Origin of the sequence: Ewingella sp. S1.OA.A_B6, from assembly GCF_049889095.1 — a bacterium.
Taxonomy (GTDB): domain Bacteria; phylum Pseudomonadota; class Gammaproteobacteria; order Enterobacterales; family Enterobacteriaceae; genus Ewingella.
The window spans coordinates 1,065,642-1,088,930 of record NZ_JBLJFK010000001.1 but is presented as its reverse complement, the minus strand read 5'-3'; the positions used below and the strand labels follow the sequence as shown (position 1 = coordinate 1,088,930).

Sequence of the window (23,289 nt, the reverse complement as noted above, 5' to 3'; positions counted from 1 at the left end):
TCACATCATCCTTTATTTGAAATCGGCGTAAGGCACCAGCGGCTGTGGCGGTATATCCAGATCGCCCTGCCAGCCGGACAGTGAATAGCGTGCATACAGCAGGAAATGGCTCGGCGTGTAATCTTTCGCCTGCTGGATATCGATGCTTGCGCCGACAGTCCAGTGCGATGTCAACCGCCTCTCAACCAGCGCCTGAGCGGTATAACCGAAGCCGGAGCTGCGACTCCCCTGTTCTACTGCGTCTTTATCCGACAGCGTATCGGGGATCAGATTCTGTAAAGGATAGCGTTTTTGATCACTGGTCGAGGATGCAGACCAAGAGACCGACCCACCGACTTGCCATGACCAATTATCCGTCCGTTGGCGATAATTAACAGGGACTGACAAAGAGAAATATTGCTGTGGACTGTAATAACCGCCCTGTCCCAGGGTGTAGCCGCTGAGGTCTTTCTGGTAATGCCACAGCATCGAGTTAAGTCCGACGGTGGCACGGCGATTATCTTCATTAATGACTTTGTAGTAATAGCCGCCCAGTAGACGTTCACGGCTATTGTCAGCCACGTTTTTACCGGTAAGTTGATGCGCGCTGATGTCACCCCAAAGCCCATGGGCTTGGCCCTGATCGTAGCTCAATCCCAGACTGACACCGGTTGCGCGCACACCGCCCCACGTGGTGCCGGTGTTTGGGTCTTTCGCACCGGCAAAGGAGAGTAACGAGCTGGAAATGGAGCGCCGAGACGCCGTTGCCGTCCAGCCGATATCGCGCCAGTCACTGCTGTACGCCAGACTGCCGACCCAATCCACCACCGGGAAACCAAGCGGCGTGGTGCCGAGATCGCCTTCCCATTGATTGTCTTTATACCCTGCACCGAAACTCACGCCCTTAGCTTGCTGCTTTTGATCACTGCTGCATTCAACATTACAGGTTCCGAAAGATGCGCTGTAATTGCCATTTTCGTTGTTAAAGGTGCCGTTATTCATACGCACAATGTCAGAACGCAGAAAAGCACGCCCCTGATCCCAAGGCATATCGGCCTGCAACATGGCGGTATTAGCTTTGAGATCGGATTTACCCGGTGTGCCTTTGTTTCTTGACACGTCCTGATCAAGGGTGAAATTGACATCCTGCTTACGATACAAATCATGGGCATCAGAGCGAATACCACGTTTGAGCCAGTCATCCGTGGGGTTGTTGCGTGTCAACACGGTATAGCTGTCATTGTCTGCTGGTGTTTCAGAAGTGATGCCGCTGGCAACCATCGCTTGTTGGTAATCTTTACGTGCGGCCTGAGGGTGGCCAGTTTGTTGTTCCAGACGTGCGGTATCGCGGAAAATAAGTGCTTTATCCTGACCGGCTGGTAACCGGGCTGCCGCCGTAGTGAGGGGTCGTAATAACGCAGCAGCTTTTACCGTTTCGCCTACGTCGTGCCACGCCATTGCCACACGGCGTTGTTGGTTGAGGCTCAGTCTGCTGGCCGGAAGTTTCGCGGTTTGCAACTGAATTTTAGCCTCGTCGATGTCGCCACGGGCAGTCAGTTGGTCAATATCATTGAGGATTTTATCAAGGATAATACGGTGCGCCATCTCGCGCGCATTGTTATCCCACTGCGCCTGCGGCAAGGTATGTAAATGGTTAAACGCTGCGGTATCGCGATCGGTGCCGGAAAGATAAAGCGAATAGGCGTAGACCTGCTGCGGATCAGCCGGACGTCTTGCGGCCAGCCGTTCAAATGCCGCGTCAGCGTCACCCTGTCGACCTATTTCAGTCAGCGCATTAGCGTAGTGATAGGTTGCCCACACGTCATCGGGATTGTGCTGCAAGATTTTCTCATCGCTCTGTGCCGCCTGAGACCACTGGCGGTTGGCAGCAAAACGCTCTGCATCGGCACTCAGTAAATCGTCCTGAATGCCCTGCTGTTTATCACTGAGCCTGGCGCGCTGGGCGGCCGGTAACGTGTTCAGATAGTCGAGGGCTTTTTGCGGCGATTGGCGCTGATAAATATTGATCAACCCGCGCTGGGCACTGCTGTTATCGTGTTCAATACTGAGCGCCCTGCGGTAAGCCTGTTCGGCCAGGGCATCATCATGGCCCATAACGGCGACATCCCCCTGGCCAATCCGTGCCCAAGGGTCACGCGGGTCAATGCGCTGCGCCCGCTGGTAATGAACGCCTGCTTGATTGAGATCATTGGCTTTCAGGGCTTTATCGCCCTGCTCGATTTCCAGCCAGTAGCGGTTAGACTGGATCAAGCTAGTCCATTTCCCATTGTTATAGCCATCCTGCCCGGCATTTTTTGCCTGCTCGAACAGGCTGAGAGCCTGCGCATGTTTGCCTGCACGCGAATAGGCTAATCCCATAGCGCCAAGCACTTCGGCATCGTTGGGTTTCTCTTCCAGCGCTTTCTTCAGCGGGGCAATTGCCCCGGTTGATCCACCGCGGGCAATCTGCGCCAGCCCGGTCACGCGTGCCTGATAGTGCGGGTCAGCCAGCATCGCCCGTTGACGCTGTAATTCCTGCTGCGCGGCGATCGCCGCTGCGCCGGTGTCGAACACCCCCATAAAACGTTGCAGATCTGCCACGCTTTGGTTGCTGACCGGCTGCGATTTAATCTGTGCCAGCCACATGTCTGCCGCCGCACCACGCCCCTCATTGCTGTTTGCTACCTGTTTTAACAGTGAGACAGCCTGCTCTGAATTGCCCTGTTCAAAGGCCATTTTAGCCAGCTCCAGTCGCAGGCTGACATCGCCAGGATATTGAGTATTGAGCGCCAGCAGCTGTCCTCGCGCCTGCTCTTTTTGCCCGGGGATCCGGCCGACCAATAACCAATATTCCACCGCCAGGTCCAGCGTCGGCGGCTGCGCGGCAAATAGTGCGTCATACTGCGCGCGGGCCTCGGACAGACGCCCTGCGGTTGCCAGTAAGCGCGCCTGTTGCAGCTGTTGTTGCACTTCTGGCTTGGCCATTTTCAGGCTGAGCTGTGCCTGATGGTAGATGTCCGAATCAGGCGCAACCTGATGGATTTTCTCCAGCTGTTGTTGCGCCAGTACCTGATTGCCCTCACGCAGCGCCAGGCGCAGGCGAGCAGACAACACCTGAGGGTTCTCAGGTGCCATCAGTTCCAGACGGTACAGCGACTGCCGCACCAGATCGTCCTGATGACTGGCTTCGCCAACGCGAACTTGCTCCAGCAGCCACTGCTCCGGTGCCACTTCGGCAGCACGACCCGTATCCGGCAAAAGTGTCAGCCCTAATGTCAGTGCCAGCAGACTCAATCTGAGTGGCGAGCTTCGCGGTAAAAACGGTGAGTTAACCACCTGATTAATCCTGATCGTCGGAAGATAAACGGCGACGGCTCAGCGCACGTAACCCGCTCCACAACATAATAGCAATCAGTACCACGGCAAACATGGCCATAAAGGCCAGCAGCACCGGATGAGTCGCCAGTGTGTTCCACACGCGCTCCCACCAAGGTAAATGGCCGACGTAATAAACATCGCCGACTTTCAGGCTGTTCACACCAGAATCACGGAAAATAGCCACTGAACCAAATACCAGCGCCTTCTGTTTGCTGTCCTGCAGGCTTTTATTCAGCATATCGAAACCTTGCGGGCTGTTAGCCAGCAACGCCACGATACTGCGCTGATCATGATAGGGCGACTGTAGTCCGACAATGGCGGAAATGGGCCCCTGCGCAGTGATTTGCGTATCGGTATCGGCGGCGGCATCGCTGGCAGGTGCAGTACTTTCTGGCAGTGCAACCTGGCGTGACGGGATATTGACCGCACTGCGCGTAGCGTCAATTAACAAGCTGGCCTTTTTCTCATCTTTCATGCTGCCATCAGGCAGGTCGGCCGGCAGTGCGCCAATCATTAGCAGGTCAGCGTCGGTCGTTTTGGCCTTCGACCAATCATCGCTTAATGACATACCCACCGCAGGATAACCGGTCAACGCACCGATGTTGCCGAGCGTATCAAGTAGGGTTGTCACTTGAACTGTCTGCGGCTGATTTTTCACCAGCACCAGCGTTTGCGACAGATCGGCCAAACGGCTAAATGGGAAACCGGCGTTGGCGAAAGCACGCAGGTCCGGCATGGCCATAAAGTGACGGTAGCCGGAGAAGTCGATGGTCGAGCTATCGTCGATCACCACATGATTTGGCACGGTTGTATAGGTTTCGCAGCGCCCTTCGGTACCGCTCGCCAACAGTGACGTGTAATCAAAATCAAAACGCATCTGGTTAACCGCACCGAGTTTGAGCGCAGGGATCATCAGATCTTTATGGTCATCCAGTAGCCCCTGCAGAAGGGACAAATGCAGCAGTTGCGAATCTTGATCGTGGCCCGGGATCAGCGTGAAATCCTGCACAAACTGGTTGTTCAGGCTAATACTCACACGCGACGTATTTTTAAGCTGCGGCGAGGTATAGCGGTATTTCAGCCGCATATCTATCCCGTTACTGTTAATGAGGAACAGGTCAGGAGGCAGGTTCATGTTCAGGGTGATCGGATTCGGTTGAATGCCATCTGCCTGCAATTGTTCGGCGTACTGTTTCAGCTCGCCGAAGTGCATTGGCCGATCGGTTCGCACCCAGTTTGGTGCATCGTAAGGCTGGCGTGGCTGTAACTGCTCAACGTGATCAATGTTGATAGTTTGACCACGGAACAGCATATTGCCCTGCGCAATGCCTTTGACGGCGGTCAGTAAATCTTTGTCGTCCCGGCCCAGGATCAACAACATTTTGACATAGGGATTGTCCGGGCGGCTGACCATTTGCACGGTCGGCCCTTTCACCGGCGGCATCTCTTTGAGGAAGCCAGGGCGCTTATCATTAGTGGCAAACACCACTGCGTGGCTGTCGGGCAGTTGGTTGTAGAGCACCGGGAAATTCTGGCCGCGCCACTGCGCTTTGGCACCAAACCATGATGCCAGAATGGCGGCCGCTTGCTGCTGGCTGGCGTCCGGCGATGCAGTAAATACCATCGGCAGAGACAATGGTCGCGTATCCCGCGCATCAAAGAACGGTACCGGGAAGTGAGATAACTCGTTGCTCAACGGTAACTTCTGATACTGCAGCGACAGCGAACTCCCCTTGCCTATTTCCAGCCACAGCGTGCTGTTAGCCGGATTTTCACAAATATTCTGATAATGACCGATGAACTCCAGACGGATCCGGTTGAAGTCGGTGATATAACGCGGATCGATAACCATCTGCAGATGATTTTGCTTACCGAGTTGATCCTTATCGATGACTTCCACGCCCATCAACTGGTCATTGAGATAAACCTTGAGGTGCGACTGCACGGGAATAAGTGACGGAGACGGCGTGAACTCCAGGTTCAGGGTAGCTTGTGTCACCACTTCATCACCGCGCACGCCAAATTCAATCTGGCCGTTCGGCTGGAATCCGCGCAGCGTCATGGCACCCGGCGCAGGCGCAATGTCCTGAAACGCTAACGTTACATCACGGACCGGTGCTCCGGGGATGCTCACTGGAGCAAGAGCGGGTGCGACGCCCGGCAGCGCTGGTTGCATAACAACATTGCTGACAGGGGCCAGAGTGGCCGGTGTTTCAGCACTGAAAACCGGTGCCGTGATACCCAATGCCGCAGCGATAAAAGTGACCCAGGGAAGTATTTTCATTGTTTCATCATCATCAAGGTTGATTCTCTGGTTGGACGGGCAGCGGCGGATTACGTGGAAGAAATGACATTACCCAGCGGCTAAAAGTATTGGTTCGGGCGATAAAGGGTCGATAACGATGTGGCGCAATATCAAGTATGCGCATGTATCCCCGCAGCCCTAACCCCAAAACGTCACGCAAACTTTCCAGCGGTTTGTCCTCTGGGAAACTGTCTTCACGCACCACCCAGCTGTCGGCGCGGGCAAATGTACATTGAATAAAATCAACCTGCTGCTGAGTGCTCATTTTCTGTAGTTGAATGCCAACGTGGTGCCCAAACACCCGGCTCACACTGCACGGAAATGCATATTCCTGTTGTCCACGGTGCAGCAACAGCGTCACGCTCTCTCCTGGCTGGAACAGCGCCGCGTTTTCGGTTTCGATCCCGGCGCCGCTATCTGAGAAGTCCTGTAAGGTACAGGCAAAAATATGCCCTTCTGCCCTTGCCAGAGCGGCCGGTAGCGAAACCTCAACGCGGTGGGCCTGACGAACCTGTTTCGATTCAAAGGCCACGGCAATCGCACCGCCGAGAATAATCATGTTGTAAATCACCCAGGCCAGACTTATCAGTACGGTGTAAAACTCCTCCGTATGGCCATAAACCAGACGCCAGATACCGACAACAAAACCGGCTAAATTTAATAGCATCAGAATTTGATATGGTCGGGTTATCTTCCAGTCAACGTAGTCGTGATCGTTCTTGCCGCCTTTGGCAGTGACGTTAAAGGCCCCTGCATGGGGATTAAACAGCGCTACCGTGGTCGGCCGTGCGATGTACCACGCCAACACGGTTTCGTAGATCTCGCTCCAAAACGAATGCCGATATTTTCCCTGAACTCTTGAGGTAGCAAGGCTGGCATGGACCATATGTGGCAGTACATAAAGTGCGATGGCCAGCGCTGGCGCATAGATTATATATGCATGCATTAACAGGAAGGCCAACGGTGCCGTCAGGAAGATTAAACGCGGGATACCGGCCAGAAAATGCAGCATCGCATTGGCATAGCACAGCCGCTGCGCCAGTTTTAAACCTTTGCCAAACAGCGGATTATCGAGACGGAAAATTTGCACCATGCCCCGCGCCCAGCGGATGCGTTGGTTTACGTGGGCCGCCAGACTTTCCGTCGCCAAACCGGCCGCCTGGGGAATCCGGATATAGGCCGATGTATGTCCGTGACGATGCATGCGCAGCGACGTATGGGCATCTTCGGTGACGGTTTCAACCGCAATGCCACCTATTTCATCCAGTACGGTGCGGCGTAATACGGCGCACGAACCGCAAAAGAAGCTGGCATCCCACAGGTCATTACCATCCTGCACCAGCCCGTAAAACAGTTCACCCTCGTTAGGGATTCGGCGCATACGGCCAATGTTGCGCTCGAAAGGATCGGCGGAGAAAAAGTGATGTGGCGTCTGCAACATGCCGAGTTTTTTATCTTTAAAGAACCAGCCCACGGTCAGTTGTAGAAAGGAACGGGTTGGCACGTGGTCGCAGTCGAAGATCGCGACTAATTCGCTCTGACACTGCTTCAGAGCATTATTGATGTTGCCCGCTTTAGCATATTCATGTGTCGCACGCGCAATATACTTCACGCCGATTTCGCGGGCAAACGCAGCGAAATCAGGCCGATTACCGTCATCCAGCAGCCAGATGGTCAGCTTCTCTTTTGGCCAGTCAAGGCCCAGTGCGGCATACAGGGTCGGCTTCACCACGCTCAACTCTTCGTTGTATGTGGGTACCAGCAGATCAACGGTGGGCCAGCCAGAAATGTCCTCCGGCATCGGTACAGGTTTGCGGTTCAGCGGCCAAATGGTTTGGAAATATCCCAACACCAACACGGTCCAGGAATACGTTTCAGCCGCCAGCAGGAGTAAACCGCAGATCAGGCTGACTGGGTCGTCCCAGTTAAGCGTCGACGTGTAGCGCCACCACAGATAGCGACAAGAGATGGTCAGCGATAACACAATCAACATTAGTGCAGGAAAGCGCCCCGGAATGCGGCGCACCAGCATGGCAATGCTCCACAGCAGCACGACGAAAATAAATTGCGCCAGATAGCCGAAGGGTTGAGAGATACAGAACATCGCCACCACGACCGCGATCGTTCCGCCAACGATCATCATCAAACGTTTGGCAATACCGCTTATTCCCCCTATTTGTACCCGCACATCTTCCTCCAGCGGACTCTGCGACATACGGACGGGAATGGCGTTCAGCCAGGAATGCACTTTCTCGCGAAGGCGCTGCGGCCAGTCGCTGATAACAATATGTCCTCGTACTCCGCCAGCGGGAATAACCAATAATAGCCACAGGGTTTGCAGCAGATAGCGCAGAGGGTCGAGAGGACGTGGATGCACTGCCGAAATATGCGGATACCAGCGGTAACGTTCAGCACGGATCCGCTGCCAGGTTGGCGATTCAAAACGCAGCAGTAGCCACCCCGTTGCGGCACAAAATACCATGAATAACGCAGCAAGAGAGGATGCACCGTTCTGTCGGTACAGGCGATAACGGTTTTGTAGCACCGTCGCCACCGGCGGCATCAGAAATGCGCGTAACAGGCGGCTCATTTACCCGTGTTCCGCAAGTGAATCAAACACCAGTTAGCCAGCGTGATGATATCCTGCGCGCTTTGGCTATGCGGATGCAGTTCACCTAACGGTTGCTTACCGGCCAGGGATTCGGCCATCGCTTCGTCACGGTGCAAAATAAACGGCAGCAGTCGCGGCAGGCTCTGCTGCCACAACAACAGAATATCCTGCTGTAACTGACTGCCGGGTGCGAACTGGTTTACCAGATAATGACTGTTGGTGGGTAAAGACTGTTGATGCAAATGGACGTGGGACTGCGAGTCTGCGTGAAGTAGTATCAGGACGTGGTCAGCTATCGAAAAGGCCTGTGCTTCACGCAGAGGATCCCCGGAGGGGACATCCAGCAGGATCCAGTCGTAAACGGCGGTGTTGTGGATTTGGGTCAGGTTGCTTTGCCAGTCACAGTTAACCTGCGCCTCTTCTCTCACCGGCAACTGGCCGAAAGGCAAAAAGTCGAGACGAGAATTATAGCGCATAGCCCCATGTTGCCAGCCTAACCCGGCACGTTCAGCTGAGGTCCAGCCTCGCGCAGAGTCGTAGGGCATCGCGAAATGGAGGCGGAGAAGATTAGCAGCAGAAAAGTCAATTGCCAGCACTTTCTCCCCCAGTTGGGACAATGCCCAGGCTAATGCAGCAGTGGTTGAGGTAGTGCCGGTTCCGCCACGGATCCCTTGCAGAGCAATAACTGACATCAGCTCAGACCTCTTCGGCAGATTTTGGCATATCAATAAGTGCTAACTCGGCCAATAAAGGCCAACGTTGCAGGATTAGTGGGGTTTTCTGCTGACTAGCAATGTCGATATAATGCAATTTTGGTAGCGAAAAAAGGTGACTCAAGACTAATAAATCATCATTTTTGTCTTGGTTGACATCATCGCCAACGCTCTTAATAGCTGCAGATCGTTCTCGCCCCAATTACGCACACCTCATTTGCAAGAAAACATTCCTCAGCTATCTCTAAATATAGCTTAATGTTCCAAGTAAAGTCTTAAGCAAGATTATTATTTACAGTGCTGACTGGTTATTTAATCTGGCAATGTATAGAATTTATTATACTCATATTTTGGGATTGTGTCTCAAGCAGACGTTCAATCAAAATTACCTGAGACTTTCATCAGACAGATCTACCCTACAGACTTAATTCAGGTAAACCAAAAAATGGCACTTTCCTTTCCTTTCGGCATGAAAAAATTTTGGAATGAATCAGCTGAAATGCAGACATCAGGTCTGTACTGGGTCAACACACACAGTCAGGATGATGCGCATGAACTTGGTGGACAGGTGCTTGAAGCACAGGCAGAAGATATTGTCACCACGTTTATTTTCCCTATGGATAATACTATTCCGGGAAACGTCACGCAGACTCTGACTCAGGATAATATCTTTGTTTCCAAAATATTATCCAAAACCTCAACGGCTTCTTTTTACCAACTCGCCAATGGCAAAAAAGCTTTTCGCTCTTTACCTGATGATTTAAACCGTGTAAGCAGTACCCAAAATCAATTGATTGTTTTATTTTTTCCGGCTACAGCATGGCAAAACCTCAGCGACAAAGAGTTTGGAATGTGGTTAAAGGGAATGTCAGCGCTGGCGCAGCATAAAAACTGTGTGCTGCTTATTATCTGCCACGGCCTTAGCAGCATCCTTAAGGCCCAGCTTAATTCGCATCATCGCCTTATATATGGACTGTCGAGCTTTCAAACCGATATAGTTCCTGCTCAGTTTGTTATTTCCTGGTGGCATAATAATTTTGGTGTTGAGGCGAATAACGCTTATTTACTAGAAAAACGTGAGAACGGTTGGGGAATAATGTCGCAATCTAGTGTAGAGAACGACACCAATACCCTCAGCGACGACCAGTGGCTATACCTGGCACAGCGTGAAGTTCTGGAAGGTGCGCCACCCTTGTCAGAGAACTGGCAACTGTTTGATGATAACGCCGCTCTGACTGAGCGGGGGATGCATGCGCGGGCCGCCACCCTAATTTTTTCCCTGCGCAGTAATGACGAAGTGGAAATCCTGGCTCGGCAGATTCACTCCCTGCGTATCCAGCGCGGTAATAGACTGAAAATTGCCGTCCGTGAGATGAACGCCTCGTTGCGTTATATTGACCAGCGTCTTTTGCAGGCCTGCGGCGCAAACCTGGTGGTTCCACATGCAGCACGGTTGTCCAGTTTTCTCACCCTGCTAGATGATATCCAACAGCTGAGTTTTATGCGTTATATCGCTGCAGACATTGAGAAACTGCTTGAGGGCAGACTGCCTACGCATCATAAAGGCTTCCTGCCACTGCCAACCTTCTGTGAAGTGATGCAGTCCATCTGGCGCCACACGACGTTGACCACAGAAGCTCGCGGGGTACTGATCTCCCTGCGTCCGGTCTCAGGCATTTTGCCACAGCAGGCCATTTCTCTGTGCCATTTACGCCGTGATGGCGATGTGATCACTCTGACCGAACGTCATTTGTATCTCTTCCTGTCAAATTGTCAGGTCAGTGATGTGGAGAACGTATTGAACTCTCTGTTCAGTCTGCCCGTTGATGAGATTTTTGCCAGCCGCACGTTCTGGCACCAGGATCGCGACATTCAGTCCGAAGTTCGCAGACTGGCTGCGAAAAAAACCTTACCGGAGCAGGCTCTGCGGCCACAGCAGGTCAGTGCTCCGGTCAGCCACCCGCAGCAACGCGCTTCGGTTCATCTGCCCGAGCCGCTGACCCTTACACTCAGTAATACTCCGGTCAGCCGTTCCGTGGCAGAAACGACACGCCATCTTAATAAATCCCTTCGCGACGAGCAGGAATAACTTCTATGAATATCAATGATATTATTGAGATTTTTATTTTAGCAGCGGTGATCTTCATCCCTTTCGGCATGATGCTGCACCGTCGTCTGCCAATATGGAAAAGGAACTTTGCAGCGCGCTATCTCTCTCCGCGCTACCTCACCCCTGTCACGGCTAAACATCTGAAAACACCCGTCGCGAAGACCGCTGACAATAGCGCAGCGGCAGCGCTACTTTCTTTGAACGGGAAATCAAATACACCATCATGAATGACCTTAAACCCGTTTTACCACAGTTGCGGATCTGGCAGTCCTGGCGTGGGTTAGGTGCCTGGAACTATTATTTCCTGCTTAAATTTATTCTGCTCTGGCAGGGCTATCTCAATTTTGATGCGCTGAGTAACTTGGTGTTTGTGGCGTGCCTGCTTTTTCCTCTGCCGTTGCTGCGTTTGCATCGCTGGCGTCTGTGGCTGGCCCTGCCGTTTGGGTTAGCTCTGTTCTATCACGACACCTGGCTGCCTGGCTGGCGCTCAATCGTCAGCCAGGGGGCTGAGATGACCGGTTTCAGTCTGGATTATCTGCTTGAACTGGCTGACCGTTTTATTAATTGGCAATGGGTGGGCGCGGCGTTCGTCCTGCTGGTCGGTTATCTGTTCGTTTCGCAGTGGATACGCATCACTACGCTGACCGTTGCCGTGCTGTTGTGGCTTAACTTCAGCCTGCTGGTGATGCCAGGATTGTCCCCTACGCCGGCCAATGCTGTCGCTAATAAGCCAACGCCCGCAAGTGTTTCGGCCATAGTGACCCAGGCAGCCGAACCGCTGCCAAATACGGTCAGTGGTCCGCCAACTAATGAAAATCTCAACGCCTATTTGCGGCAATTTTATCAGCGCGAACATGCCCGCAAAATACAGTTCCCAGCCACTTTACCGGCGGATGCCCAGCCGTTCGATCTGTTGGTGATCAACATCTGTTCCCTGGCATGGGCCGATCTGGACGCAGCGAATCTATCGAATTCGCCGCTGTGGTCACGTTTTGACATGGTGTTCAGCAACTTCAACTCTGCCACGGCCTACAGCGGGCCGGCATCCATTCGCTTGCTACGTGCCAGCTGCGGTCAATCGTCCCATCACGACTTGTATCAAACTGCAGGTCAACAGTGTTATCTGTTCGACGATCTGGCCAAGCTCGGATTTAGTTCACAACTGGCCATGGATCACACGGGGGAATTCGGTAACTACATTGGTAATTTGCGTGATGATGCTGACATGCAGTCCCCGATCATGTCACAGGTGGGTCTCGATCATGAACTCACCTCGTTTGACGGTTCACCAATCTTTAATGATGGTGAATTGTTCAGCCGCTGGCTCGCCAAACAGCAAAAAACCGGGACAGCGCGCACGGCAACCTTCTTCAACCTTATCCCGTTGCATGATGGTAACCGCTACGTTGGCAGTAACAAAGGCGCTGATTACCGTTCACGTGCACAAACTTTGCTTAATCAATTGAATACTTTTATGGATCAATTGGAGAAGTCAGGCCGCAGAGTGATGCTGGTTGTCGTGCCTGAGCATGGAGCAGCACTAGTAGGTGACAAGATGCAGATCTCCGGTCTGCGGGATATTCCAAGCCCGGGTATTACTCATATTCCTGTTGGTGTGAAGTTCTTCGGTATGCAGGCCACTCACCCTTCGGCCCCGTTGAAAGTCGATCAACCAAGCAGCTATATGGCAATTTCAGAATTGGTAGCGCGTTCGGTTGATGGCAAACTCTTCATCGCCCCGGCGGTGGACTGGAAGATGTTAAGCGCAGATCTGCCGCAAACACCGCTGGTGTCTGAGAATGAGAACGCGGTAGTGATGGAGTATCAGGGGAAAATTTACATCCGTCTGAACGGCGGGTCGTGGGTGCCTTACCCGCAATAGAGATAATCAGGACCCTGGGGCGACTCATGGGTCCTGACGATGCTGACATGGGCCGCAATGGCCCACTAAGCGAGAACTAGATTAAAGATTTCGCCTGTTTCAGAACCTCGTCGCAGGCTTTCTGCTTCACTTTTTCTTTCACCTGCGTCAGGCCACCGCCCAGATTATTCAAATCAAAGGTTTGGCCTTTACCGGTTTGCAATAATCCCCCTAAACCGTTTTGATAATCCTGGCTTTGCGCTCCGGAAGCGCTCTGAATACCCAGTTTACTCAGCAGTTTATCTTTCACACCTTCAGTGCTGGTCTGAGATAAAACGTTATTTTTGACACAATATTGCAAGATACCCGCCGCATTGGTGGCACTTTTGGCCGTCAACGCGTTATTACTACCGTTAAGCAAAGAAGTGAGTGACTCGGTAGAATTATTGCTGCCGCCGCCCTTGCTCAACTCCTGATTAGCCGCATCCTGCAATGAGCTCAACAAGTTATTGGCCTGTGCGGCGTTGGTTAATAAACAAACGCTTACAGCAATAGCCAATACGACTGTTTTTAATGCTTTCATGTATAGCTCCATTAATTTCACAATCAGACTTTGACTGATAAAAAGACCCATAAATATTGGAGCCTATCGGCCATTTCATCAATAGGACAACGTCGCTGAATACTTCGGATAGCGCATTTTTATTGAATACGAGGCTGTTGTGCTAACCACAAAGCCGCAGCGTTAAAGAAGTGTTGGGCCAACGGCGTCGCGCGTTCAGTTTCGGACACCACCATCGCGGCGTGTCGGCTCATTGGCGGAATATCCAGTGCACAGCGCTTCAGCGCCGGATGCATTTCATCAATCAGATGACCGCGAGGGACCAGTGCACAGCCCAGCCCGACAAAAACGCCCTGCATCAGTTGGAAAATCGACGTGGTTTCCAACGTCGGGCGTAACTCAAGCCCAGCCTGACGAAAATGACTGTCCAGATAACGACGAAAATAACGGCTCGGCTCTGACAAACAGAGCGGCAGGTTTACTGCCTCTTCAGCACTGAGATGCGCCGCGTGGTTAAGCTGGGGGAAATGGTCAGGGTGATAAACGACATCCACGCCGCCGTCATCGATAGGTACCACCTGAAAGCGCAGTTCATTCAGCGTAGAGAATTCAAAAAAACCAATGCCGATATCAACTGCATGGCTGTTTAATGCTTCGATAAGCTGATCGGCACTGACCTCCACGACGCGGTAGTCCAGCCCGGGATGTTCATCAGTGACCGCCTTAATCAACCGGGCCAGTGAAATGCTGCACTGAGGCATGATGCCAATACGCAGCGTACCGCTCAGTCCTTGCTTAAGGGATTCGACATCCCGCTTCAGCCCTTCATATACCGCAACGATTTCCCGTGCCCAACCCAGTACCCGCAAACCTTCTGCGGTAAAACCTTCGAAGTTATTACCACGGTTAATCAGGTTGAGATCTAACTCTTTCTCCAGATTTTTTAGACGCATCGACAACGTCGGCTGGCTGACAAAACTCGCCTGCGCCGCCCGGCCAAAATGCCGTTCACGTTCAAGGTTACAGAGGTAGATCAGTTGCTTAATATCCATACGGGGAGTGAGGCTGTGCCTTAAATAGGAAGATTATTATTGATTATATCGGGTTGCATGCCGAACTCGCTTTTAAATCTTTAAATTCAAATTTAAAGACCTTGGGTTGCCACCCAAACGGGCCTCAAGGGTGGCTTATCGCCGCCACCCTTGAGAATCCCGGGCTCTTTTAACTGCGCGCTATCGCTGAATCGGGATGGCCGTGTTTCAGATATCTTGGCTATGGCCGCAAAATACCGCCGCGTTGCGGTGCCTTCATTTCGGGTTCGAGCCATAGGTCTCGAACCTCTCATTCAGCGGCATTTCTGAATGCGGCCTCAACATTTTGAAAAGCAGATACAGTCCGGTTTTTGAATTTGAATTTGAATTTAAAAAAGTATCGGCCGTGTTCAAAATGTCACCGGCAAGTCGGTGGAGAGACAACTTTTTTACCGTTGGCTCGAACCCGCAGCCGGGAAGCCCGCAGGGCTGACATTTTACGGCTATCACTGCGGTAGCTGGAACACGGCCATTGTGGCCTGCGCAGCAACGGAGTGAATAAAACGCGGGATTGGTAAGGGGATTCGTTTCAATCCCCTTACCCCGGTGTGGGCCGGCGCCCACGACCTTGAACTTGAATTTAAAAGCCAGTTTGGGCGGCGAGCCCAAGAAAGCCAGTTTGAGCGGCTTAGAGCTTCAGCTTAATGTAATCAATCGCGCGGCTGATAAGCCCGCCCTCGGCGACATCTTCCAGCGCAACCAACGGGATAGTTTTGATGATTTTGCCATTATCAACGATGTTAATGGTGCCAAGTTCTTGGCCTTTTTTCAGCGGTGCGTCAATCTGTGAGTTACTCAGTACATATTGCGCTTTCAGTTTGTCAGCATCAGATTGCGGTACGCTGATGAATACGTCGCTGAGTGAACCCACTTTTACCTGCGGACGCTCGCCAAACCACACTTTCTCATCGGAAACGGTCTGCCCGGCTTTGAAAATCTGTTTACTGGTGTATTCACGGAAGCCCCAGGTCAGCAATTTCCGCGCTTGTTCCTCGCGCCCTTTTGAGCTTTTACCTCCCATCACAACGGCTATCAAACGACGGTCGCCTTCGGTCGCTGAAGCAATGATATTAAAACCGGCGCTTTCGGTATGGCCGGTTTTAAGGCCATCTACTTTGAGATTTTTGTCCCACAATAGACCGTTACGGTTTTGCTGAGTGATGTTGTCATATGTCAGCGATTTTTCGCTGTACATGCGATATTCCTCAGGCTCCCCGCCAATGATGGCTCGTGAAAGTTTAGCCAGATCGTAAGACGTGGTGTATTGCCCAGGGGCATCCAGGCCGTGGACCGTTTCGAAATGGGTATTGGTCAGGCCCATCGTTGTCACGTACTGGTTCATCAGGCCAACAAACGCGTCCTGACTTCCTGCTACGTAATTCGCCATCGCCACGCAGGCATCATTGCCAGACGTAATAATGATCCCACGAATAAGATCCCTGACTGACACGCGGTCACCCGGTTTGAGGAACATCAGCGAAGAGCCTTCCAGACTTTTATTACCGGCAACCCAGGCTTCTTGTGGCACAGTAACCATATCGTTCATGGCGATTTTGTTTTTATCCAGCGCGCGGTCGATAACATAACCGGTCATCAGTTTAGTCAGGCTGGCTGGATTACGGCGGTCGTCCGGGTTACCTGCCGCCAGAACATCGCCACTGGCGTAATCCATCAATACGAATGAGGCCGCATCAATACTCGGAGGGACGACAGGGAAATCCAGAGGGGCAACAGCTTGTGCAGCGCCTGCTGACAACATCAGTACGCCGGTTAATACAGTCAATACACTACGTTTCACGAATTGTTCCTTTAAAACGCCAAAATTGCCTGCTAATCGCCCAGAAAATCTGCAAAAACGGGCCACAGGCAAACACGGCTGAAAATAATTGCCGCATGGTGCACCAATAAGACGTTGAACAAAACCCCCTTTACTTTGCCAGTCATTTCATAGTGAAACGGTTTTGTTACAACTCGCAGAAATTTTAGCCGACATGCGTTTTTTGTCAGCAAAAAAGCTCACTGGCGATGCCCGGCCAGTGTGAACCCGATAATATGAGCGATTAGCTTTATCTATCGTATGATTGCAGCATTCGATTAGACGCCCTTCCCATCTTCGACCTAAACTTGTGACATAAATTTAACAATCGACTTAACAATTCATCTAAGCCGGTTGCATTCCATTCAAATGCAAGACACCTGCGAAGCCTATAAAATGAAATTCAAAACTGAGATAAAACCCTATACGGCGGCGGCTGGCGGCTGGGGTTCACTGGAAGCGACCACCCGTTACGTGTTTGACAGTAAAAAAGTCCTCTCCAACCTGCGTAACCTGATGCGCGTTAATAAAGGGCGGGGTTTTGACTGCCCGGGTTGTGCATGGGGCGACGATAATCACAGCACCTTCAGCTTCTGTGAAAACGGCGCCAAAGCCGTCAGTTGGGAAGCAACGCGTAAAGCGGTAGAAGTAGAATTCTTTGCTCAGCACAGCGTCAGTAAACTGCGCGAGCAGAGCGACTACTTCCTCGAATATCAGGGTCGGCTAACCCACCCACTGCGTTACAACCGCGCCACTGACCATTACGAGCCAATTAGCTGGGACGCCGCTTATTCACTGATTTCCAGCCATCTGAAAGGGTTAACCAGCCCTGATGAAGCGGATTTCTATACCTCCGGGCGCGCCAGTAATGAAGCTTCCTATCTTTATCAGGTATTTGGCCGCATGTTCGGTACCAACAATTTCCCCGACTGTTCCAACATGTGCCACGAAGCCAGCGGTGTCGGCCTGAAGCAGAGCATCGGCGTGGGTAAAGGGACTATTCGCCTGGACGATTTCGAGAAAGCCGACGCTATTTTTGTTTTCGGCCAGAATCCAGGTACCAACCACCCAAGAATGTTGCACAGTTTGCGCCACGCTGCCGATCGCGGTGCGAAGGTGGTCAGTTTCAACACCCTGCGTGAACGTGGTCTGGAACGCTTTGCCGATCCGCAGAAACCGTTGGAAGTGGTGACCACCAAATCCGGCCGCATCAGCTCTGCCTATTACCAGCCGAATCTGGGCGGGGATATGGCCGCAGTGCGCGGAATGGTTAAGGCGTTACTGGAAGCCGATCGCGACCGCGTGGCATCGGGTCAGGGCACCATTTTTGATGCCGAATTCATCGCGCAGAACACCGCAGGCGTGGAAGCGTATCTGGCGGTTGTCGATGTGACATCCTGGAAGAAAATTACCGAACAATCAGGATTGTCCGAGGAAGATATCCGCGAAGCTGCATCAATTTATGTACAGGCTGAACGGGTGATCTGCACCTGGGCGATGGGCATTACCCAACACAAACACTCGGTGCCGACCGTCCGTGAAATCACCAACCTGCAACTTCTGTTTGGACAACTGGGTAAACCGGGTGCGGGTCTGTGTCCGGTTCGTGGTCACAGTAATGTGCAGGGTAACCGCACGATGGGTATCGACGAAAAAGCGCCAAAATCGCTGCTTGATGCGATGGAAAAACACTTCAACTTTACCCCTCCCCGCCATCCGGGCCATAACACCGTGGAAGCGCTGGAAGCCATGTTGACCGGTGACGCGAAAGTCCTTATTTGTCTTGGCGGTAACCTGGCCGCAGCGGCACCGGATACCCTGCGGACACACCGCGCCCTAAGCAATCTTGACCTGTCAGTGCAAATCAGTACCAAACTAAATCGCAGCCACTTAACGCCAGGGCGTGAAGCACTCATCCTGCCGACGCTGGGACGTACCGAACTTGATATGCAGGCCACCGGCTCGCAGTTTATTACCGTCGAAGACTCCTTTAGCATGGTGCATGCTTCAGAGGGCGTCGGTATTCCGCTGTCGCCTGAGCAGCGCTCAGAAACGGCGATTGTCTGCGGTATCGCCAATGCCGTTCTGGGTGACAAATTCCTCGACTGGATGAAGCTGGCAGATGACTACAACTTGATCCGTGATCACATCGAAGCCACTATCCCAGGTTTTAACGATTTTAATGCACGTTGCGATATCAGGGGCGGTTTCTATTTGGGCAATGCAGCGGCGGAGTTGAACTTCAATACGCCGACCGCTAAAGCCAATTTCAGTGCGGCGCTGCTACCGGATCAACTGATCCCGCAGGGCAATCAGGAGGCACCGTTCACCCTGCAAACCCTGCGTTCGCATGACCAATACAACACCACCATCTACGGCCTTGATGATCGTTACCGTGGCGTTTACGGGCAGCGCGAAGTGCTGTTTATTCATCCACTGGATCTGGCGGAACTGGGTATGCAGGACGGCGAACTGGTAGAAATTGAGACGCTGTGGACCGACGGCGTGGAGCGTAAAGTCACGGGATTCAAACTGGTCAGCTACGATATTCCGCGCGGCAATTTGGCGGCTTACTACCCGGAAACTAACCCGCTGGTGCCGATGTCCAGTTTCGGTGATCAGACCCACACACCAACCTCTAAAGCGATTCCGGTTGCCATCCGTCGCTGCCAACCAAAAGTCGAACGACAACGTATCGTCTGACAGGTTATGCGAGGCATCGCGAAAAAGTCCCTTTTCACTTCATGGATATGCGGTGAAAAGGGAGATGCTACTTGCCCGCAGGAGCCATTTCGCGTAAAACTATCTGCCGCTAATCGAGCCATTCTAACCCCACCCCTGGACGATATGTTTCAAGATAACCCGCTGCTCGCGCAGCTAAAACAGCAACTTCACTCTCAGACTCCACGCCTTGAAGGCGTTGTTAAAGGAACTGAGAAAGGCTTTGGCTTTCTTGAAGTAGACGGTCAAAAAAGTTACTTCATCCCGCCGCCGTACATGAAAAAAGTCATGCACGGCGACCGTATAATTGCCTCTTTGCAGACCGAAAAGGAACGTGAAGTGGTTCAGCCTGAAACGCTGGTTGAACCATTCCTGAGCCGTTTTGTCGGTCGCGTCACCAAAAAAGATGACCGCCTCTCCATTATTCCTGATCATCCATTATTGCGTGATTCCATTCAGTGTCGCGTTACTCGCAACATCAATCACGAAGTGAGCGATGGCGACTGGTGTGTGGCTGAAATGCGCCGCCATCCGCTGAAAGAAGGCGATAACAGCTTCCAGGCTGAGATCACCGAGTGGATCACCACCGGTGTCGACGATCTGGCACCATGGTGGGTTACGCTGGCTCGACACAACCTTGAGCGCGAAGCGCCTAAGGCCGAAATCGCTGAGATCCTCGATCAGGGTCTGACCCGCGAAGACCTGACCGCCCTGCCGTATGTGACCATCGATAGCGGCAGTACTCAGGATATGGATGACGCACTGTATGTGAAAGACAACGGTGACGGCACCCTGCAACTGAATATCGCGATTGCCGACCCTACTGCCTATGTGTCTGAAGGCAGCGAGCTCGACAACATTGCCAAGAAGCGTGCATTTACCAACTATCTGCCGGGCTTTAACATCCCGATGCTGCCGCGTGAACTCTCTGACGACATTTGCTCACTGTGGCCAGACGTTCAGCGTCCGGTACTGGCATGCAGCGTTACGCTGTCGGCTGACGGTGCACTGGGCAGCGATATCCGCTTCTTCTCTGCCACCATCGAATCTAAAGCCAAACTGGCTTACGACGACGTCTCCGACTGGATCGAGCAGGAAGAGAAAAGCGTCTGGCAGCCCAATAGTGATGCCATCGCCGATCAAATCCGTCTGCTGAAGCGTCTTTGTGACCTGCGCAGCACATGGCGCACCGAGCACGCGCTGGTGTTTAAAGACCGTCCTGACTTCCGCTTCGTACTGGGTGAGAAAGGTAATGTGCTGGAGATCATCGCTGAGCATCGCCGTATCGCCAACCGTATCGTAGAAGAATCGATGATCGCAGCAAACGTCTGCGCCGCTATCGCCCTGCGCGATAGCCTCGGTTTCGGCGTATACAACGTGCATACCGGGTTCGATCCGCTTCTGGTAGAAAATGCAGTCACCGTATTGCAGGCCAACGACGTGGAAGCCAATGCCGAAGAGTTGTTGACCCTGCCAGGCTTTTGCGCGCTGCGACGTAAGCTTGACGCGATGCCAACCCAGTTCCTCGACAGCCGTATTCGTCGTTTCCAGACGTTTGCTGAAATCAGTACCACGCCGGGACCACACTTTGGTCTGGGTCTGGAAGCTTACGCAACCTGGACTTCACCGATCCGTAAGTACGGCGACATGGTGAACCACCGTTTGCTAAAAGCGATGATCCTGCAGCAGCCTGGTGAGAAACCTCAGGATGAGATGACTATCCAGCTGGCTGAGCGTCGTCGTGCTAACCGCATGGCCGAACGCGATGTCGGTGACTGGCTCTACGCCCGTTATCTGGAAGATAAAGTCGGTACTGATACTAAATTCAGCGCTGAAGTTATTGACGTCACCCGTGGCGGACTGCGCGTACGCCTGCAGGATATCGGCGCTGTTGCCTTCATCCCTGCTCCGTTCCTGCACAGTGTGCGCGATGAACTGGTTTGCAGCTTCGATACAGGTACCGTGCTGATCAAAGGCGAAGTCGCCTATCGTCAGAGCGATATCATCGACGTACAGATTGCAGAAGTGCGCATGGAAAATCGCAATGTGATCGCCAAACCAGTGGTTTAATTTCTCTGGTGTGAAGCTTTTGCTTACGCGATAAAAAACCGGTCATGGGAAACCATAGACCGGTTTTTTTTAATGTCAAAAACCTTAAAAATTTGAATAATTAAAGTGAATTTGGTCGCAGTTTAAAAAATCACTCATTTATTTTTAAAAGTCTCTGCTGGCTCCCTGCATCAAACAACTGCATCCTCGCTGTATCAATATTGACCCATAACCGGCTGCCCGGGTGGCTTGCCGATCTCACCATGCTGTACACGCTGACTGGCTCGCCGGCAATGGTTCCATGAATAAGTTCGCTCAGACCGGTGGGTTCAATCAGCGTAACATCCAGAGGCAGCGCACCTGCCTCACCTTCGGCGGCGAGTACAATCGCTTCCGGCCGCACACCATAAATGACGGGTTTACCACTTTGTAATCCGGTGATGTTCAGATCAACCGGCAGTGATAAGGTCGGGCTGATCCGTACTAGCGGACCCCAGTCACCAAGTTCCAGCGTACCTTTGATAAAATTCATTGATGGCGAACCTATAAAGCTGGCAACGAACTGGTTGGCCGGTGTGTCATACAACTCGAGTGGCGTACCCACCTGTTGGATCAGACCATGGTTGAGCACGACAATGCGGTCAGCCAACGTCATGGCTTCGACCTGATCGTGGGTGACATACACAATGGTATTACGCATTCTCTGATGCAAGCTTTTGATCTCAATACGCATCTGCCCGCGTAGTTGAGCATCAAGATTAGACAGTGGTTCATCAAATAGAAACACCTTCGGTTCGCGTACTATCGCCCTGCCCATCGCCACGCGCTGACGCTGCCCGCCGGAAAGCTCTTTCGGGCGGCGATGCAATAGCTCGGTCAGGCCAAGGATCTCGGCGGCTTTGTTAACGACAGCGTCGATTTCGGCTTGCGGACGCTTTTGCACTTCAAGACTGAACCCCATGTTGCGTGCTACCGTCATGTGCGGATAAAGCGCGTAACTTTGAAACACCATCGAGATATCACGGTCTTTCGGGGCGACCTGATTCATTAGCCGCGTGCCGATGCGGATGTCCCCCGACGTCGCCAGCTCCAGCCCGGCGATAGTGCGTAGCAGCGTGGATTTCCCGCAGCCGGATGGGCCGACCAGCACCACAAATTCGCCGTCTTTGATGGTCAGGTTGATGTGCCGCAGCACTTCGACGTTGTCGTAACGTTTTTGGAGATCGGAAATCGTAATCTGAGCCATAAAATTATCCTTTTACCGCACCGGCCGTCAGTCCCTGAACCAGGTAACGCTGAATGAACGCAAAAAACAGGCAAGCGGGAATCAGCGCCAACACGGCCGCCGCCATCATGTCACCCCAGGAAACTGCAAACTTCGACACAAAACTCAGCAAGCCGACCGGGAACGTCATCACATCGTTTTTGTTGATTAACATCAGGGAGAACAACAGTTCGCTCCACGCGGCAGTAAACACAAATCCCAGCGTGGCGGCCATCCCCGGCAGGGTCAGCGGGATGATCACTTTGCGCAGCGCCATAAAACGGCTGCATCCTTCGAGCATCGCTGACTCCTCCAGATCTTTCGGAATGCTGTCGAAAAATGATTGCATCAGAAATGTCGCGAATGGCACATTAAACGCTGTATAAATCAGAATTAACCCCAGCAGGCTGTTGGTCAGCCCCAGCGGTGCCATCACTTTGTAAATCGGCGCCAGGATCATCACCAGCGGGAACATCTGCGTGAACAGCAGCAATGCGGCCATCACCGTTTTGCCTTTGAAAGTAAAACGGGAAAACGCAAAGCCCGCACCTGCGGCGATCACCGTGGTCAAAAATGCCGTGCCAAACGACACGATCAGGCTATTGAAGAAATAGAGCGGAAACTGGCTTTCGGTAAATACGCGCTGAAAATGCACCAGCGTCATCTCACCCGGCCACATCTTCACGCCTTCGCTATAGAGCAGTTTGTCCGGCGTGATCGAAATTTTGATCAGCCAGTAAATCGGAAACAGCGCGAACAGCAGATAAAACAGGATCCCCAGCCGGTGCCCGCCTTTGCGCAGCCAGAGTCCTAATGACAATGCATTCAT

The 23,289-nt window shown here is 52.5% G+C and carries 15 protein-coding genes; 5 read left to right on the top strand and 10 right to left on the bottom strand.

Annotation, left to right across the window (positions count from 1 at the left end; genetic code table 11):
* Positions 1–12: 12 nt before the first annotated feature.
* From ACMV8I_RS05195 to bcsR, 5 genes are read right to left on the bottom strand one after another with little or no spacing between them, the layout of a single operon-like run.
* A complete protein-coding gene (locus ACMV8I_RS05195; RefSeq protein ID WP_498864727.1) occupies positions 13–3,273 on the bottom strand; it encodes a cellulose synthase subunit BcsC-related outer membrane protein in 3,261 nt (1,086 codons plus the stop codon).
* Positions 3,274–3,319: 46 nt separating this feature from the next.
* A complete protein-coding gene (gene bcsB, locus ACMV8I_RS05190) occupies positions 3,320–5,641 on the bottom strand; it encodes a cellulose biosynthesis cyclic di-GMP-binding regulatory protein BcsB (RefSeq protein WP_498864115.1) in 2,322 nt (773 codons plus the stop codon).
* A 13-nt stretch (positions 5,642–5,654) separates the two neighbouring features.
* Complete coding sequence (gene bcsA, locus ACMV8I_RS05185; protein ID WP_498864114.1) at positions 5,655–8,252, bottom strand: UDP-forming cellulose synthase catalytic subunit; 2,598 nt, start codon at positions 8,250–8,252, stop codon at positions 5,655–5,657.
* Positions 8,249–8,965 carry a cellulose biosynthesis protein BcsQ gene (bcsQ, locus tag ACMV8I_RS05180; RefSeq protein WP_498864113.1) on the bottom strand — a complete coding sequence of 239 codons (717 nt, stop codon included), beginning with the start codon at positions 8,963–8,965 and terminating at the stop codon, positions 8,249–8,251. The genes bcsA and bcsQ overlap by 4 nt, the downstream gene beginning before the upstream one ends.
* A 4-nt stretch (positions 8,966–8,969) precedes the next feature.
* A complete protein-coding gene (gene bcsR / locus ACMV8I_RS05175) occupies positions 8,970–9,164 on the bottom strand; it encodes a cellulose biosynthesis protein BcsR (protein WP_498864726.1) in 195 nt (64 codons plus the stop codon).
* Between the two features lie 267 nt (positions 9,165–9,431).
* Here bcsR and bcsE point away from each other — a divergent pair, with 267 nt between their 5' ends.
* From bcsE to bcsG, 3 genes are read left to right on the top strand one after another with little or no spacing between them, the layout of a single operon-like run.
* A complete protein-coding gene (gene bcsE, locus ACMV8I_RS05170) occupies positions 9,432–11,075 on the top strand; it encodes a cellulose biosynthesis protein BcsE (protein WP_498864112.1) in 1,644 nt (547 codons plus the stop codon).
* Positions 11,076–11,080: 5 nt separating this feature from the next.
* Complete coding sequence (gene bcsF, locus ACMV8I_RS05165; protein ID WP_498864111.1) at positions 11,081–11,323, top strand: cellulose biosynthesis protein BcsF; 243 nt, start codon at positions 11,081–11,083, stop codon at positions 11,321–11,323.
* The gene (gene bcsG / locus ACMV8I_RS05160) at positions 11,320–12,978 is read left to right on the top strand and encodes a cellulose biosynthesis protein BcsG (protein WP_498864110.1); all 1,659 of its coding nucleotides are present in this window, start codon (positions 11,320–11,322) and stop codon (positions 12,976–12,978) included. The genes bcsF and bcsG overlap by 4 nt, the downstream gene beginning before the upstream one ends.
* A gap of 76 nt (positions 12,979–13,054) precedes the next feature.
* Here the strand turns inward: bcsG and ACMV8I_RS05155 are convergent, their stop codons facing one another.
* The 3 genes from ACMV8I_RS05155 to ACMV8I_RS05145 all read right to left on the bottom strand — a co-directional run bounded on the left by ACMV8I_RS05155 (position 13,055) and on the right by ACMV8I_RS05145 (position 16,408).
* Positions 13,055–13,540 carry a YjjA family protein gene (locus tag ACMV8I_RS05155; RefSeq protein WP_498864109.1) on the bottom strand — a complete coding sequence of 162 codons (486 nt, stop codon included), beginning with the start codon at positions 13,538–13,540 and terminating at the stop codon, positions 13,055–13,057.
* Between the two features lie 119 nt (positions 13,541–13,659).
* Entirely contained in the window at positions 13,660–14,571 is a 912-nt protein-coding gene (locus ACMV8I_RS05150) for a LysR family transcriptional regulator (protein WP_498864108.1), read from the bottom strand.
* 667 nt (positions 14,572–15,238) lie between these two features.
* Entirely contained in the window at positions 15,239–16,408 is a 1,170-nt protein-coding gene (locus ACMV8I_RS05145) for a serine hydrolase (protein ID WP_498864107.1), read from the bottom strand.
* A gap of 414 nt (positions 16,409–16,822) precedes the next feature.
* Here ACMV8I_RS05145 and ACMV8I_RS05140 point away from each other — a divergent pair, with 414 nt between their 5' ends.
* Together ACMV8I_RS05140 and ACMV8I_RS05135 are read left to right on the top strand one after the other, a co-directional pair.
* Positions 16,823–19,129: an FdhF/YdeP family oxidoreductase gene (locus ACMV8I_RS05140; protein WP_498864106.1), complete on the top strand. Its 2,307-nt coding sequence runs from the start codon at positions 16,823–16,825 to the stop codon at positions 19,127–19,129.
* A 144-nt stretch (positions 19,130–19,273) separates the two neighbouring features.
* Complete coding sequence (locus ACMV8I_RS05135) at positions 19,274–21,217, top strand: exoribonuclease II (protein WP_498864105.1); 1,944 nt, start codon at positions 19,274–19,276, stop codon at positions 21,215–21,217.
* Positions 21,218–21,347: 130 nt separating this feature from the next.
* Here the strand turns inward: ACMV8I_RS05135 and ACMV8I_RS05130 are convergent, their stop codons facing one another.
* Together ACMV8I_RS05130 and ACMV8I_RS05125 are read right to left on the bottom strand one after the other, a co-directional pair.
* Positions 21,348–22,442: an ABC transporter ATP-binding protein gene (locus ACMV8I_RS05130; protein WP_498864104.1), complete on the bottom strand. Its 1,095-nt coding sequence runs from the start codon at positions 22,440–22,442 to the stop codon at positions 21,348–21,350.
* Between the two features lie 4 nt (positions 22,443–22,446).
* Positions 22,447–23,289: a carbohydrate ABC transporter permease gene (locus ACMV8I_RS05125; protein ID WP_498864103.1), complete on the bottom strand. Its 843-nt coding sequence runs from the start codon at positions 23,287–23,289 to the stop codon at positions 22,447–22,449.